Consider the following 14,840-nt stretch of genomic DNA (forward strand, 5'->3'; position numbering starts at 1 on the left):
TTTCAAGGCGGTTCCGATCGGCCACTCCGGCACCCCTCCTCGGCGTCACCGCGGCCGAAGCCACACCGACGCCACCGCCGATTCTCGCACTACTTGAGAGGGGCGAGCCGTCCAGGCTCGGAGCGCGACGTCGGCTCCAGCGACCGCGACGCCCGCGAACCGCGCTGCCGCATCGCCACGAAGCGCGCCACCAGACCCACCACGACGCCCAGCACCACGGAGTACACCGTCGACAGGGCGATGTACGACGGGTAGGCGCCCGGCGAGACCAACGACGTCGTGAGCACGCCCGTGCCCAGCACCGCGAACACCAGCACCCACCAGCCGTCACGACGCTTCGAGCGCAACGACACCCCCACGATGAGCGCCGGGAACCCGATGAAGACCTCCACCGGACGCGGCACCCCACCGACCGTCTCGCGCATCCAGATGACGAAGTTCGTGATGCCCTCCACCACCGTCTCCGAGCCGTGCGTGCGGACGAAGCTGGAGTACGCCAGCAGCACCAGCAGCACCGCTGCCACGGCCGCGATGATCGCGATGTTCTGCTTGCCCAGCCCGTGCAGACCCGCCCCGAGGTTCCACACGAAGGCGATGGCGAGGGTCAGCGCCGCGGCGAGCACCACCAGGTTGAAGCGCTGGTAGGCCACGGGCGCGTTCCAGGCCGCGACGGCGAGCGTGCCGCTGAGCGCGACCGCCAGGGCGAGGACGAACTCCTTCAACGCCCCGATCGCGCTGCGAGCCGGCCGGGTGATCACCACCGCCCACACGCTGGCGAGGATCGCCGAGACCGCGGCAGCCCCCGCCACCAGCAGGTTCAGCTCCGTCACCACCGCCGACAGCGCCAGCACGCCCGCCGCGACCGTCCAGATGCGCATGTGGCCGCCGCCGCGGTGCGTCAGGCCGATGCTGAACACCACGAGCAGCAGGGCCGCGCCCCACCGCTCGATCCAGGCCGGGTGCGGCACCGCCACCACGGCGGTGCCCGCGACCGCCACGCCCGCCACCCACGCCAGGAACGTGGCGGCGAAGGCGTAGCGCGCCGTGGTCGGCGACTCGAGCCGCGGCTGTCGGGTCGGGACGTCGTAGTCGGCCGGGACCGACGTGTCGAGCCGACGCCGTCCCGGCTGTGCCGACCCGCGCTGGACGGCCTGACGCGTCGGGGTCATGCGCGGCCCATCCTGCGATTGGCCAGCGAGGGGTTCACCTCACGTGCGCGGGCGACGTCGGCGAGGTCGAGGTCAGCCGTCACCAGATCGTCCTTTCCTGCATCCCCCTCGGCGAGGGTAGTGCCCCAGGCGTCGAGCACGAGGGAGTGCCCCGTGTAGCGCTCGCCACCCTGGGCGGCCGCCACCACGCCGACCACGTCCTCGACCGCGCGGGCCGCCAGGAGCGTGCGCCAGTGGTGCAGCTTGTGCTCGCCGGCCACCCAGGCCGCAGGGACCACGAACGCCTCGGCCCCGGCGTCGACGAGGGCCCGTCCCAGCTCGGGGAACCGCAGGTCGTAGCAGGTCATGAGGCCGACCCGGGCCGACGAGCCGTCGGCCGTGGGGACGTCGACCGTCACGGGCTCCACGGCGCCGCCGCGCAGGCGGTCGGACTCGGCGTAGCCGAACGAGTCGTAGAGGTGGATCTTGCGGTACGTGGCCGTCAGGTCCCCGTCGGGGCCCAGCACCACGAGCGTGTTGTAGGGCAGGTCGTCGGTGCGCTCGAACAGGCCCGCCACCACGGTGGCACCCAGCCGTCGGGCGTGGCCCGCGACCAGGTCGACGAACGGACCGTCGAGCGGCTCGGCCGCGGCGGCCAGGTCGTGGTCGGGCGAACCGAAGTCGTGCATCGTCGCCTCGGGCAGCACCACCAGGTCGACCGCGGGCTCGAGAGCGGTCAGGCGTGCGTCGACGAGGCTCCGATTCTCGGCGGAGTCGATCGTCGACGCCAGCTGCACCGCGGCCACACGCATGCAACCCAGTGTGTCAGGACCGGTCTGAGAGGCCGATGAGACCGGCCGAGCCCCGCCGTTCCAGCCCTCTGCGCGCTCAGTCCTGGAGCCAGGGCGCGGCCGCGCGCGTGTGGCCCGCCTTCGTCGCCGGGTCCATCGCCTCGTACGAGCGGGCCATCATGCGCGAGCGCGGGTTCGTGGCGAAGACGTCGAGGTGGTCGCGCACGAACGTCCAGTACAGGCCGTCCCACGCCTCGCACCAGTCGCCCTTCGGCACGTCGGACATCCGCCGCAGGTAGGCCGAGCCCGACACGTACGGCTTGGTCGTGATCGCCGGCCCGGCCGCGAACTGGCTCATCGCGTACACGTTGGGCACCATCACCCAGTCGTAGGCGTCGACGAACAGGGCCATGAACCACTCGTAGACCTCGTCGGGGTCGATCCGCAGCAGGCTCATGGCGTTGCCCACCACCATGAGCCGCTCGATGTGGTGGCACCAGCCGTCGTCGAGCACCCTCCGCACGACCAGGTCCACCGGGTCGAGCCCCGTGGTCGCGTCCCACCAGCCCGGGGCGAGCGAGCGGGTGTGCGCGAGGTGGTTGGCGGTGCGCATGCGTCGGCCGTGGGTCACGTACACGCCGCGCATGTACTCCCGCCAGCCGATGAGCTGGCGCACGAAGCCCTCCAGCGACGCCAGCGGCACGTCGTGCTCGTCGGCGTGGTCGAGCACCCGGCCCAGCACCTGCGCGGGCGACAGCAGGCCGATGTTGAGCGCCGGGGTCAGCACCGAGTGGAACACCGTCGCCGAGCGGGTCGTGATCGCGTCCTCGTACGGGCCGAAGGTGTCGAGACGCTCCGTCACGAACTCCTCGAGCATCGCCTCGGCCTCGGCGTGGTCGGTGGGCCAGGCGAAGCTCTCGAGCCGACCCGGCGCGTCAGGGAAGGCGCTCCGCACCCACGCGATCGCGTCGTCGACCTCGGCCACGCGCTCGGGCCGGTTCACGTCCGGCACGTCGACCGACCTCGGCAGCTTCTTGCGGTTCTCCTCGTCGAACGACCACTTCCCGCCGACCGGCTGGTCGCCGTCGACCAGCACGTCGAGGCGCGTGCGCTGCCAGGCGTAGAAGTGCTGCATGCGCGGCCGCTTCCCGCCCAGCTGCTCGCGCACCTGCTCGCGCGTGGTCAGGAAGTTGGGCGACTCCAGCCACTCCAGCTCCAGCCCGACGTCGGCGGCGGTCGCGTCGAGGTCCTGCTCGAGCCAGTCGTCGACCACGTCGAACACGCTGACCGCGGCGGCACCCTCGAGCACGCGCGCCAGGGCGGCCCGACTGGTGGTGCGGCCGTCGGTCCGCACCCGCACGACGTCGTGTCCGGCGGACTCCAGCCGCTGTGCGAACCGCTCCATCGACGCCCGGTGCAGCACCAGCTTCTGTGCGTGGAACGCGTACTGGCGGAACAGCAGGTCGTGCTCCACCAGCACGAACGACGTGCCCGCAGGCACGTCGAGGTGCTCGACGAACAGCTGGTGCGGCAGCACGAGGCGCACCGCCCGACGTCGATCGTCCACGGCCTCAACGCTAGGGCGGCACCGGCGTGTGCGCTCGCCCAGCGCGCCTCGCACGTCGCCCGCCGTCGAGGCGCGGAGGCAGCTGCCGGCGACCGCCGATAGCCTCGGCCCATGCGTGCTGTCGTCGTGCCCGAACCCGGTGGAGTCGAGGCCTTGCAGGTCGTCGACGTCGAAGCCCCCGAGCCGGGGCCTGGCGAGGTGCTCGTGCGGGTCACCGCCGCGGGCGTCAACCGTGCCGACCTCATGCAGCGCCAGGGGTTCTACGACCCGCCGGAGGGCGCCACCCCGGTCCTGGGCCTCGAGTGCTCCGGCGACGTCGTGGCCCTCGGCGAGGGTGTCACCGAGTTCAGCAAGGGCGAGCACGTGGTGGCGCTGCTCTCCGGCGGCGGCTACGCCGAGTACGTGGCCGTGCCGGCCGGCCAGGTGGCCGTCGCACCGCGCGGGGTCGACCTGGTCGACGCCGCCGGGCTCATGGAGGTCGCGGCCACCGTGTGGTCCAACGTGTTCATGATGGCCAAGCTCCAGCACGGCGAGACGCTCCTCGTGCACGGCGGCGCCAGCGGCATCGGCACCATGGCCATCCAGCTGGCCAAGGCCTTCGGGGCCCGTGTCGTCGTCACCGTCGGCAGCGCCGAGAAGGCCGCGTTCTGCCGCGAGCTGGGCGCCGACCTCGCCATCAACTACCGCGAGACCGACTTCGTCGACGCGCTCGACGAGGCCGGGCTCAAGGCCGACGTCATCCTCGACATCGTCGGCGCCAAGTACCTCGACCAGAACGTGCGCGCCCTCAACACCGCCGGCCGGCTCGTCGTCATCGGCCTGCAGGGCGGCGTGAAGGGCGAGCTGAACCTCAACCGGCTGCTCATGAAGCGTGCCGCGGTCATGGCCACGTCGCTGCGCGCCCGTCCCACGCAGGAGAAGGCGGCGATCGTGTCGGCGATGGTGGCCCAGGTGTGGCCGCTGGTGGCCGACGGCACGGTGCGCCCGATCGTCCACGCCCGGATGCCCCTCGACCAGGTGCGCGACGCCCACCAGGTGCTCGAGGACTCCAGCCACACCGGCAAGGTGCTGCTGACCCTCTGAGCCGTCAGAGGATCAGCTGCTGCGGGCCCGAGGGCTGGCGGTGCGGGTGGTGGCGCAGGTCGGCGTCGTCGGCCGGACCCTGCAGCGCCGTGGTGCGGGACGCCCTGGCCGACGACCGCACCGTCGAGACGATGACGTCGGCCATGCGCTCGCCCACCCGACGCAGCACGGTGTCGAACGCCGGGTGCGCGAGCAGCGCGAGCGACGCGACCGTCATGAGCACCGCGATCGCCGACGCCGGCCATGCGTCGATGCCGCGGCCCTCGAACCACCACTGCGCCGCGAACACGAACGGCACGTGCAGCGCGTAGATCGCGAGGCTGCGACGTCCGAGCACCTCGGCCACCCGCTGACGCCGTGGGACGAGCGCCAGCAGGGCGAGGGAGCACACGACCGCGGCCGCGAAGCAGACGACACGCACGGCGAGGGCGACGGCCGGCGAGTCGTGCATGGAGCCGGCCGTGTCGGCCCCGCGGTACCAGCGAGGGTCGACGCCCCAGACCAGCACGGCGCTCGTGACTCCGCCGAGCACCAGCACGGCGGGTCCGACGAGCGCGCTGCCCACGTCGGCGGTCCGGCGGAGCAGCGCCGGGCCGTGGAGGTGGCCGGCGACGAAGAACGGCAGGTAGCAGGCCGCGCGCGCCCAGGCCACCACGTCGGTGTCGGCCACGGGTGCCGTGACCGCCACGAGGGAGACGAGCGTGGCGACCGGCAGGGCCGCCCGGCCGAGACGCCTCACGACCGGCAGGACGGCCAGCCACCACGCCATCGCCAGCAGGAACCACATGCCGTACACCGGGTGCACGAGCGTCTCGGGGGTGACGTCCGCGCCCCGCAGGGTCAGGAGCGCGACCTGGAGCACGAGGTACAGCCCCACCATCTGCGCGATGCGGTGGGCGCGACGTCGGGTGCTGGCGGTGACGCCGGCCAGCAGCACGAACAACGGCATGTGGACGATGTAGAGGGCGGTGAGGACGGCGCGCTGCGGCTCGCTCGACCAGCCCGAGTACAGGCCGTCGGGTGCCTGTCCGCCGGACGTCTCGAGGAAGTGGCCCAGGACCACCCCGCCGATGAGCACGCCCTTGAGCACGTCGAGCCGCGGGTCGCGGCGTCGCGCGGGGGCCGACGTCGACCCGTTCCTGACCTCGCTCGTGGTGCTCATCCGCACGACTGAACCAGGCCCGCGAGCCGGTTTCAAACCGTGACGGGCCGGTGTGGGCGGTCTCTCATAGGCTGGACGCATGAGCCAACCTGAGTCCGAGCCCCACCGGTCGACGCAGCTGTCGACGCCGTCGCCGCAGGTCATCGGCCCCGACGGCACCCCCGTCGAGGCCCCCGGCGCCGCGACCCCGGAGACGGCCCAGCGCGGGACACCGCTGGGAGACCTCGTGGAGCAGCCGGCCAAGGTCATGCGCATCGGCGGCATGATCCGCCAGCTCCTGGACGAGGTGAAGGCCGCGCCGCTCGACGACGCCAGCCGCACCCGGCTGCGCGAGATCCACCGCCAGTCCGTCAAGGAGCTCGAGGACGGTCTCGCCCCCGAGCTGGTGGCCGAGCTGCAGCGCCTGAGCCTGCCGTTCGAGGACGAGTCGCCGTCCGACGCCGAGCTGCGCATCGCCCAGGCCCAGCTCGTGGGCTGGCTCGAGGGTCTGTTCCACGGCATCCAGGCCGCGCTGTACGCCCAGCAGGTGCAGGCACAGGCGCAGTTCCAGAACATGAGGCTCGCCCTGCCGCCGTCAAACGGTCCAGAAAGTGACCAAAGTACTGAGTCGGCGCAAAACGGTCCTGCGGGCGGGATGTACCTCTAGTGTGACGCGAAAGGATGCGACCGGGAGAGGGACCCATGACCATCGTGACCGACATCGCTGCACCTCCGTGCACGCGTGAGCCGGTGTTCCGCGACGAACGCCTGTACGCAGGAGCCCACGAGCTCGACGCCGCATCGCGCGTCGGCCTGGGGGAGATCCTTGCGCAGGCCCACCGCCGTTGCGCGGGTTGCCCCATGCTCGTCGACTGCCTCTACCGGGCGGTCGTCGAGGTCGACGTCTCGGGCTTCGTGGCCTGCACGACCGAGGCCGACCGCGCGAGCATCCGCGACAGCCTCGGCATCGTCGTCGACGCCAACCAGTCCGGATCGTACGGGCCGGCCCGGCTCGGCGCCGGTCCCGTGAGCCACGAGGCCGTCCTGGCGGCGCGCACCGCGCACCCGAAGGACACCTGCCAGCAGCTCGCCGAGCGGCTCGGCTGCTCCACGTCGACCATCAAGCGCCATCTGCGGCGCGCCCGGGCCGAGGCCGCCGAGCAGGCGTCGGCGCTGGCCGCCGTGGCCGACCTGCCCCGACGCATCCCGTCGGTCGACGAGGTCCTCGACGCCTTCGACTCCCTGGAGTCCAGCCAGCTCGCCTGACCCGCCTCTCCTCCTCAGAGGTAGGTGACGCACCTGATCCGGCCGTCAGAGGTAGGTGACGCACCTGATCCGGCCGTCAGAGGTAGGTGACGCACCGAATCCGACGCCGGTGAGGTGCGAGACCTGCCGCCCGCCGCACCGCCGGTCAGAGCCAGCGACGCAGCTCGTCGGCGAGACCGTCGTCGACCACGCTGCCCGTGACGTCGTCGGCCACGGCCTTGAGCTCGTCCGATCCCTGGCCCATGGCCACACCGCGACCCGCCCAGCGGAGCATGTCGTAGTCGTTCATGCCGTCGCCCACGGCCAGCACGTCGGCCTGGTCGACCCCCAGCCGCGCGCACACGACCTCCAGGCCGGAGGCCTTCGAGACGCCCTCGGGGGCGATGTCGAGCCAGGCCGTGTAGCCGATGTTGTAGTTGACCTCGTTGAGGCCCAGCCCGTGCACGAGCGCGCCGAACTCCTCGACGTCGTGCTCCGGTGCGCGGATGATGACCCGCGTGACCGGCTCGGCCACCAGCTCGTCGACGTCCTGGATCTTCACGTCGCCGCTGATCTCCCACTCCGGGAAGGGCGCGCTGATCCGGTAGCCGGTGCCGACCTCCTCGACCGCCACGAGCGCGTCGGGCACGTGCTCGAGCACCCGGCGGACCGCCTCGCTGGCATCGAACGTGACCGTGTGGATCACGTCGACCGGGCTGTAGGTGTGCACCACGGCGCCGTTGCTGGCCACCGCGATGCCGTCGTCGAGCCGTAGGTTCTCGGCGGCGTCGATCACCCCGGGGATGGCACGACCGGTGGAGATGACCACGTGCACGCCGGTGTCCTTCAGGGCGTGCACGGCGTCGCGGACCACGTCGGTCATCCGGTTCTCCCAGTCGACCAGGGTGCCGTCGACGTCGAGCGCGACGAGCTTCGGCCGCCAGGTCATGCGCCCGCCTTCGCGACCGGCTCCAGTACCTCGCCGAGGAACGGGTGCAGGGCTGCGGGCAGGCGGACCGACCCGTCGGCCTGCTGGCCGTTCTCGAGCAGGGCGACGATGATGCGCGGCATGGCGCACAGCGTGCCGTTCAGCGTGGCGGTGGGTTCGGTGCCGCCGTCGTCGAGCCGGTTGCGGATGTCGAGGCGGCGGGCCTGGAACTGGGTGCAGTTCGACGCGGAGCTGACCTCGCGGTACTTGCCCTGGGTGGGGATCCACGCCTCGCAGTCGAACTTGCGCACCGCGGAGAGGCCGAGGTCGCCCGCGGCGACGTCGATGACTCGGTACGGAAGCTCGAGCAGGTCGAGCCACTCCTTCTCGAAGCCGAGGATCTGCTCGTGCTGGGCGTAGGACTCCTCCAGCGACGTGCAGACGAACATCTCGACCTTGTCGAACCAGTGCACGCGCACGATGCCGCGGGTGTCCTTGCCGTGCGAGCCGGCCTCGCGACGGAAGCACGGGCTGAACGCGACGTACTTCTTCGGGCCGTCGAGGATCTCGTCGGAGTGGTACGCCGCGAGCGGCACCTCCGACGTGCCCACGAGGTACAGGTCGTCCTTCTCGAGGTGGTAGACGTCGGCCGCGGCCTGGCCGAGGAAGCCCGTGCCCTCCATGGCGCGCGGCTTGACGAGCGCCGGCGGGATCATCGGCGTGAAGCCCCACGCGGCGGCCTTCTGCATGGCCAGCTGGGTGAGCGCCAGCTCCAGCTGCGCGCCGACGCCGGTGAGGAAGTAGAAGCGTGAGCCGCTGACCTTCACGCCGCGCTCGACGTCGATGGCGCCGAGCAGTTGGCCGAGCTCGAGGTGGTCCTTCGGCTCGAAGCCCTCGGCCGCGAAGTCGCGGGGCGTGCCGACCTCCTCGAGGAGCACGAAGTCGTCCTCGCCGCCGGGCGGGGCGTCGGGCGCAGGGTTGGGCAGGGCCTTGAGCAGTGCGGTGAAGGCCTCGCCGGCCGCGGTCTGCTCGGCGTCGGCGGCCTTGACCTGGGCGCTCAGCTCCTTGGTGCGCGTGAGCAGCTGCTGCTTCTCGTCGCCCTGGGCCTGCGCGACCTGCTTGCCCATCGACTTCTGCTCGCTGCGCAACGCCTCGAACGCGGCGATCGTGGAGCGTCGGCGCTCGTCGGCCTCGACCAGCGCGTCGACGACCGACGGGTCCTCCCCACGGCGTCGCTGCGCCTCTCGGATGGCCTCGGGGTCGTCTCGCAACAGCCTGGCGTCGATCACCCCGTCAGCCTATCCGGGCCCCTCCCGCCCCCTCCCCCCGGCGATGACTGGTCAGAGGTAGGTGACGCACCTGACGACGCCACCGGAGGTTGGCCTCGCACGTGATGGGCTCACTGAGAGGTTCGAGACCTACCTCCAGCGCATGCATCTTCCCCACCCGCTCTCGCCGGAGTCCGGTACTCGTCCACAGGGTTCCGGCGAGGCATTCCGTGCCCGCCGGTCGAGCGCTGGGATGGGGACATGCCCCCGCGCGCACAGATCCCCGCCCCGCTCGCACACGAGCCGTTCCACGTACGCGAGGCGCTCGCGCTCGGCGTCTCGCACCGACGCCTCGCGGGCAAGGCCTACCGTCGACTCCTTCCGGCGGTCTGGGCACCTGCCGACCTCGAGATGACCGAGGAACGCTGGTGGGTGGCGGCTCGCAAGTACGCGCCCGCCGACGCGCGCTTCACCGGCGCCACCCGGCTGCAGCAGCTGGGACTCGACCTCGGCCCACACCGACCGCTGCAGATGGTCGTGGGTCGCGACCTGCATCGCGACTGCCCCGAGGTCTTCCTGCACCGCAGCGACGTCATGCCTGCGCACGACGACGTCGCCGTCAGTCCCGAAGCCGTGTTCGTCGAGGTGTGCCGTTGGTTCACGGTCCTCGATGCGGTGGCCGCCGGGGACTGGCTGATCAAGCAAGGTCTCCTGAACCCCGAGGTCCTCGCGCGCCTCTGCCACGACGAGCCCTGGCGCGACGGAGCGGAACAGGCGCGGTGGGTCGCTCGACTCCTCGACGGACGCTCCCGATCGGTCCCCGAGAGCCATGTCCGGCTCTACTTCCAAGCGGCCGGGCTGCCGCGGCCCGAGGTGAACGTGCCGGTCGACGTCGCCGGCACCCTGCTCACTCCGGACTGGTGGTGGCGGTTGTTCCGCGTCGCCTCCGAGTACGAGGGAAGTCAGCACCAGACCAACCGCGGTCAGTACGTCGCCGACATCGATCGGTACCAGTTGTATCGCTCGGCGGACATCGAGTATCGCCAGATCACCCGCGAGCTGAAGGTGACGCCCCGCACGGTGGTACGTCGGGTGCACGAGGCACTCGTCGCGGGCGGGTACTCGGGACCGTCGCCCAGGTTCGGGGTCGCGTTCCAGGCGTTGAACCGCACGCCCCGCGAGGCGATGGCCGCCGCACCCGACCTCACCGTGTGGACGCCGGTCGCTCCGCGGCGGTAGGTCTCGCACCTTTCAGCGGACCCATCAGGTGCGTCACCTACCTCTGACCAGTCGGACAGGTGCGTCACCTACCTCTGACGAGTCGAGGCGGGGGGCGTCAGGGGGCGGAGAGGAGGGCGCGGACGGTGTGGAGCATGGCGGCGTGGGCGGCGGCGACGGAGCGGTCGAGGTCGTCGCGCAGGAGGGACCAGGCGTTCCACGACGTCGACCCGACCAGGGCGTCGAGGAGCGCCGCGCGGTCCGCCGCCGCGTCGAGCTCACCGGCGAAGGCCTGCTCGATGTCGTGCACCACCCGTTCCACGTGACCGAGCCGGCTCGAGCGCAACGTCGGCGAGAACGGCTCCTTCAGCTGCGCTGCGCGGGCTGCGGGCGAGATGTTCTCGAGCCGACGTGCCCGCTCGGCGCAGAAGCGCTCGATGCGCTCGGGCAACGGGGCCGACGGGTCGACCTCGCCGCGCAGGGCCGAGTCTTGCTCGAACCAGTAGCCGGTCGTCGCCTGAAGCAGCCCCTCCATGTCGCCGAAGGAACCCCACAACGTGCGCACCGAGACGCCGGCGCGCTCCGCCACCTGGGCCGCGGTGGGCAGCAGGTCGCCTCCCCGGATCAGCTCCGCGTGCGCCTCGACGATGGCCCGACGGGTCCGGTTGCCGCGCGCCACCCGTCCGTCCCGCTGCTCCCGCTCCGGGAGCGGCGACGCCTCTGGTCGACTCACGCAACCATCATGCACCCCGAGTGAACATTCACACCAGGTGCATATTGCTTGTGACCCACGTCATGGCCTAGGTTCACCGCAACCCCGCAGCCGACGAGAGGGACCCTGTGCTGGCGGTCAAGAACCTGGAAGTCGTCTACAACGACGTCGTCCTCGTGCTGCGTGGCGTGAGCCTGCAGGTGCCTCGCGGCAGCATCGTCGCCCTGCTCGGAGCCAACGGCGCCGGCAAGACGACGCTCCTGCGCGCACTGTCCGGGCTGCTCGACGTGCACGACGGCGCCATCACCAAGGGCCAGGTCACGCTCGACGACGTCCCCCTGCACACGCTCACCGCGCCGAAGATCGTGGCGGCGGGCCTCGGGCAGGTCCTCGAGGGACGCCGGGTCTTCTCGGAGTTCAGCGTCGAGGAGAACCTCAAGGTCGGCGGTCACACCCGCAAGGGCAGCCTGAACGACGCCGTCGAGGAGGTCTACGAGCTGTTCCCGGTGCTGCGCGAGCGCCGACGCAACATCGCCGGCTACCTGTCCGGTGGCGAGCAGCAGATGCTGGCCATGGGCCGTGCACTCGTGGCCAAGCCCGACTACCTGCTCCTCGACGAGCCGAGCCTGGGCCTCGCGCCGCGCATCGTCCAGCAGATCAAGGACATCGTGGTCGAGATCAACCGACGCGGCACGACCGTGCTGCTCGTGGAGCAGAACGCCACCATGGCGCTGTCGATCGCGAGCCACGGGTACGTGCTCGAGCACGGCAAGGTCGTCATGGACAAGCCGGCCGCCGAGCTGCTCGCCGACGACGACATCCGCGACTTCTACCTGGGGCGTGGAGAGCTCGCGACCTCCTACCGCGAGGTCAAGCACTACAAGCGACGCAAGAGGTGGCTCTCGTGACCCACTCGCTCACCGAACCCACGCCCCGCCCCGACGCCGGCGCCACGGCCGAGCCGGTCGTCAGCCTGCGCGGCGTCGAGCTGGCGTTCGCCGGGGTCAAGGCGCTGCAGGGCGTCGACCTCGACGTGCACCACGGCGAGCTGTTCGCCGTGATCGGCCCCAACGGTGCCGGCAAGACGTCGATCTTCAACGTGCTCTCGGGCGTGTACCGGCCCCAGAAGGGATCGGTCACCTTCCTCGGGCAGGAGATCCTCGGCTCCAAGCCACACGCGATCGCCGCGATGGGCATGGCGCGCACGTTCCAGAACATCGAGCTGTTCGCCAACCTCGACGTCGTCGACAACCTCATGCTCGGGCGCCACCACGCGCTCGGCTACGGCTGGCCGTCGGCGCTCGCCTGGCTCGGCCGCGCCCGCAAGGCCGAGGTGCGCAACCGCCGCGAGGTCGAGGAGATCATCGACTTCCTCGAGATCGAGGCCTATCGCCAGCTGCCCGTCGGGATGCTGCCGTACGGCGTGCAGAAGCGCATCGAGCTCGGCCGCGCCCTGGCCATGGACCCCAAGCTCCTGCTGCTGGACGAGCCGGTCGCCGGCATGAACGGCGAGGAGACCGAGGACATGGCCCGGTTCATCCTCGACGTCGCGGGCGAGCTCGGCATCGCCATGATCCTCGTCGAGCACGACATGGGCCTGGTCATGGACCTGGCCGACCGGGTGATGGCCATGGACTTCGGCAAGCCGATCACCACGGGCACGCCCGCCGAGGTGCAGGACCACCCGGGCGTGATCGCCGCGTACCTGGGCGTCGGCGACGACACCCCCCTGTCCGACGACGCCCCGCCCGAGGCCAGCACCGACCCGAGCACAGGAGAGCAGCGATGAGCCGCCCGACGCTGGCGCAGGCCGTGCGCGAACGCTCCGTCACCAGCCCCGACGCCGTCGCGATGCGAGAGAAGAACCTCGGCCTCTGGGAGGAGATCACCTGGGCCGACTACTGGGAGCAGTCGGTTCTCGTGGGACACGCCCTCCTCGCCGCCGGCGTGCAGGTCGGCGAGCGCGTGGCCGTGCACAGCGAGAACCGGCCCGAGTGGTTGTTCTGCGACGTCGGCATCACCGCGGTCCGCGCGGCCACGGTGGGCCTGTACACGACGAACCCGGCGCCCGAGGTGCTGCACGTGCTGCGCGACTCCGGCTCGTCGCTGCTCATCGCCGAGGACCAGGAGCAGCTCGACAAGGCCCTCGAGGTGATCGAGGATTTGCCCGAGCTGCGGACGATCGTCTACCTCGACCCGCGCGGCATCCGGGGCCGCTACGACGACCGACGACTCGTCTCGTGGGACGACTTCATGGCCGCGGGGCGTGCGCACGCGCAGGAGCACCCGGGCGCGGTCGAGTCGCTCGTCGACGCCGCACAGCCCGACGACCTCGCCACCCTCGTCTACACGTCGGGCACCACGGGTCCGCCGAAGGGCGCCATGCTCTCGACCGGCAACATCGCCTGGGTCGTGGAGCGGCTGCGCACCGACGCGCTCATCGACCCCGCCGCGAACGAGAAGGACCTCGCGGTCTCGTACCTGCCCCTGTGCCACGTGGCGGAGCGCCTGTTCACGGTGTGGACGAGCGCCGCGTCGGGCGTGCAGATGAACTTCGCCGAGTCGATCGACACGGTGCAGGTGGCGCTGCGCGAGATCCAGCCGACGCTGCTGTTCGGCGTCCCCCGCATCTGGGAGAAGCTGGTGGCCGGCGTGCAGATCCGGATGTCGGGCGCCTCGCGGCTCAAGCGCGCCAACTTCGCGCTCTGGATGAGGGTCTCGCGCTGGATCGGTCGCACCCTCGTGGCCAATCGCGGCCGGCACACCGTGGCCACCCGCGTGGCCTACGCCGTCGGCTGGGTCTTCCTCTACCGCGCGCTGCGCGAGCGGCTCGGGCTGTCGAAGGTGCGGTACGCCGCGTCCGGCGCCGCGCCCATCGCCCCTGAGGTGCTCGAGTTCTTCATGGGCCTCGGCCTGCCGATGCACGAGGTGTACGGCATGACCGAGAACAGTGCGATCGCCACCGCCAACCGCCGCGGCCGGGTCCTGCTCGGCACCGTCGGCGAGCCGCAGGACGGCATCGAGCTGCGCATCGACGACGAGACCGGCGAGATCCTCACCCGGCACGAGGGCACCTTCGCCGGGTACTGGAACAACCCCGAGGCCACGGCCTCCACGGTCGACGCCGACGGCTGGCTGCACACGGGCGACGTCGGCGAGTGGGTCGACGGCACGTACGTGCGCATCACCGACCGGCTGAAGGACATCATCATCACCGCGGGCGGCAAGAACATCGCCCCGAGCGAGATCGAGAACAGCCTCAAGGCGTCGCCGTACGTCAAGGAGGCCATCGTCATCGGCGACCGGCGCAAGTACCTGACCGCCCTCATCGGCATCGAGCTCGACACCGTGGGCGACTGGGCGCAGCGCCAGAAGATGCCGTTCACCACGTACCGCGACCTCAGCCAGAAGCCGGAGGTCCGGGCCCTCGTGCAGAAGGTCGTCGACGAGACCAACACCAAGTTCGCCAGCGTCGAGACGATCAAGGCCTTCGCGCTGCTGCCGAAGGAGCTCGACCACGACGACGGTGAGCTGACGGCCACGCAGAAGGTGCGCCGCTCGGCCGTGACCGCGCAGTTCGAGGACCTCATCGACCAGCTGTACGCAACCGACCGGAGCCGCGCATGACCGAGTTCCTGCAGGCCGTGCTGAACGGTGTGGGCCAAGGTGCGATCTACGCCCTCCTGGCGCTGGGCTACGTCATGATCTACAAGGCCACGAAGGTCATCAGCTTCGCCCA

At 71.2% G+C, this 14,840-nt stretch carries 14 protein-coding genes; 7 read left to right on the plus strand and 7 right to left on the minus strand.

Annotated features, from left to right (window positions below; translation table 11 throughout):
- Positions 1-89: 89 nt before the first annotated feature.
- From ASF38_RS08225 to ASF38_RS08235, 3 genes are all read right to left on the minus strand, one after another.
- The gene (locus ASF38_RS08225; RefSeq protein WP_056575091.1) at positions 90-1,169 is read right to left on the minus strand and encodes a hypothetical protein; all 1,080 of its coding nucleotides are present in this window, start codon (positions 1,167-1,169) and stop codon (positions 90-92) included.
- The gene (locus ASF38_RS08230) at positions 1,166-1,960 is read right to left on the minus strand and encodes a carbon-nitrogen hydrolase family protein (RefSeq protein ID WP_056553639.1); all 795 of its coding nucleotides are present in this window, start codon (positions 1,958-1,960) and stop codon (positions 1,166-1,168) included. Before ASF38_RS08230 ends, ASF38_RS08225 begins: the two co-directional genes overlap by 4 nt.
- Positions 1,961-2,036: 76 nt before the next feature.
- The gene (locus ASF38_RS08235; RefSeq protein ID WP_056575093.1) at positions 2,037-3,506 is read right to left on the minus strand and encodes a cryptochrome/photolyase family protein; all 1,470 of its coding nucleotides are present in this window, start codon (positions 3,504-3,506) and stop codon (positions 2,037-2,039) included.
- 111 nt (positions 3,507-3,617) lie between these two features.
- On the opposite strand from ASF38_RS08235, the gene ASF38_RS08240 reads away from it, so the two are divergent.
- The gene (locus ASF38_RS08240; protein WP_056553633.1) at positions 3,618-4,589 is read left to right on the plus strand and encodes an NAD(P)H-quinone oxidoreductase; all 972 of its coding nucleotides are present in this window, start codon (positions 3,618-3,620) and stop codon (positions 4,587-4,589) included.
- 4 nt (positions 4,590-4,593) lie between these two features.
- Here ASF38_RS08240 and ASF38_RS08245 read toward each other — a convergent pair whose 3' ends face one another.
- Complete coding sequence (locus tag ASF38_RS08245; protein WP_056575096.1) at positions 4,594-5,751, minus strand: acyltransferase family protein; 1,158 nt, start codon at positions 5,749-5,751, stop codon at positions 4,594-4,596.
- A 79-nt stretch (positions 5,752-5,830) separates the two neighbouring features.
- Here ASF38_RS08245 and ASF38_RS08250 point away from each other — a divergent pair, with 79 nt between their 5' ends.
- Both ASF38_RS08250 and ASF38_RS08255 read left to right on the plus strand, forming a co-directional pair.
- Entirely contained in the window at positions 5,831-6,397 is a 567-nt protein-coding gene (locus tag ASF38_RS08250) for a bacterial proteasome activator family protein (RefSeq protein WP_055961663.1), read from the plus strand.
- 35 nt (positions 6,398-6,432) lie between these two features.
- On the plus strand, positions 6,433-6,996 hold the full coding sequence (locus ASF38_RS08255; RefSeq protein ID WP_055961664.1) for an HTH domain-containing protein: 564 nt from the start codon (positions 6,433-6,435) through the stop codon (positions 6,994-6,996).
- 145 nt (positions 6,997-7,141) lie between these two features.
- On the opposite strand, the gene ASF38_RS08260 is transcribed toward ASF38_RS08255, so the two are convergent.
- Together ASF38_RS08260 and serS are read right to left on the minus strand one after the other, a co-directional pair.
- Positions 7,142-7,924 carry an HAD family hydrolase gene (locus tag ASF38_RS08260; protein WP_055961666.1) on the minus strand — a complete coding sequence of 261 codons (783 nt, stop codon included), beginning with the start codon at positions 7,922-7,924 and terminating at the stop codon, positions 7,142-7,144.
- The gene (gene serS, locus ASF38_RS08265) at positions 7,921-9,192 is read right to left on the minus strand and encodes a serine--tRNA ligase (RefSeq protein ID WP_056575099.1); all 1,272 of its coding nucleotides are present in this window, start codon (positions 9,190-9,192) and stop codon (positions 7,921-7,923) included. Before serS ends, ASF38_RS08260 begins: the two co-directional genes overlap by 4 nt.
- 240 nt (positions 9,193-9,432) lie before the next feature.
- Here serS and ASF38_RS08270 point away from each other — a divergent pair, with 240 nt between their 5' ends.
- Positions 9,433-10,410, plus strand: a complete 978-nt coding sequence (locus tag ASF38_RS08270) for a hypothetical protein (RefSeq protein WP_056553622.1) — start codon at positions 9,433-9,435, stop codon at positions 10,408-10,410.
- Between the two features lie 97 nt (positions 10,411-10,507).
- Here the strand turns inward: ASF38_RS08270 and ASF38_RS08275 are convergent, their stop codons facing one another.
- Entirely contained in the window at positions 10,508-11,122 is a 615-nt protein-coding gene (locus tag ASF38_RS08275) for a TetR/AcrR family transcriptional regulator (RefSeq protein ID WP_056575100.1), read from the minus strand.
- A gap of 107 nt (positions 11,123-11,229) precedes the next feature.
- On the opposite strand from ASF38_RS08275, the gene ASF38_RS17480 reads away from it, so the two are divergent.
- Genes ASF38_RS17480 through ASF38_RS08290 form a run of 3 tightly spaced genes read left to right on the plus strand, consistent with a single transcriptional unit; the run spans position 11,230 to position 14,728 of the window.
- Positions 11,230-12,009 (plus strand): ABC transporter ATP-binding protein, encoded by a 780-nt coding sequence (locus ASF38_RS17480; protein WP_055961676.1) that lies wholly within the window; start codon positions 11,230-11,232, stop codon positions 12,007-12,009.
- Positions 12,006-12,890 (plus strand): ABC transporter ATP-binding protein, encoded by an 885-nt coding sequence (locus ASF38_RS17485; protein ID WP_056553613.1) that lies wholly within the window; start codon positions 12,006-12,008, stop codon positions 12,888-12,890. Before ASF38_RS17480 ends, ASF38_RS17485 begins: the two co-directional genes overlap by 4 nt.
- Entirely contained in the window at positions 12,887-14,728 is a 1,842-nt protein-coding gene (locus ASF38_RS08290; protein ID WP_056575103.1) for a long-chain fatty acid--CoA ligase, read from the plus strand. The genes ASF38_RS17485 and ASF38_RS08290 overlap by 4 nt, the downstream gene beginning before the upstream one ends.
- The last annotated feature ends 112 nt before the right edge of the window (positions 14,729-14,840 follow it).

The sequence above is a fragment of the Aeromicrobium sp. Leaf272 genome (assembly GCF_001422865.1).
Taxonomy (GTDB): domain Bacteria; phylum Actinomycetota; class Actinomycetes; order Propionibacteriales; family Nocardioidaceae; genus Aeromicrobium.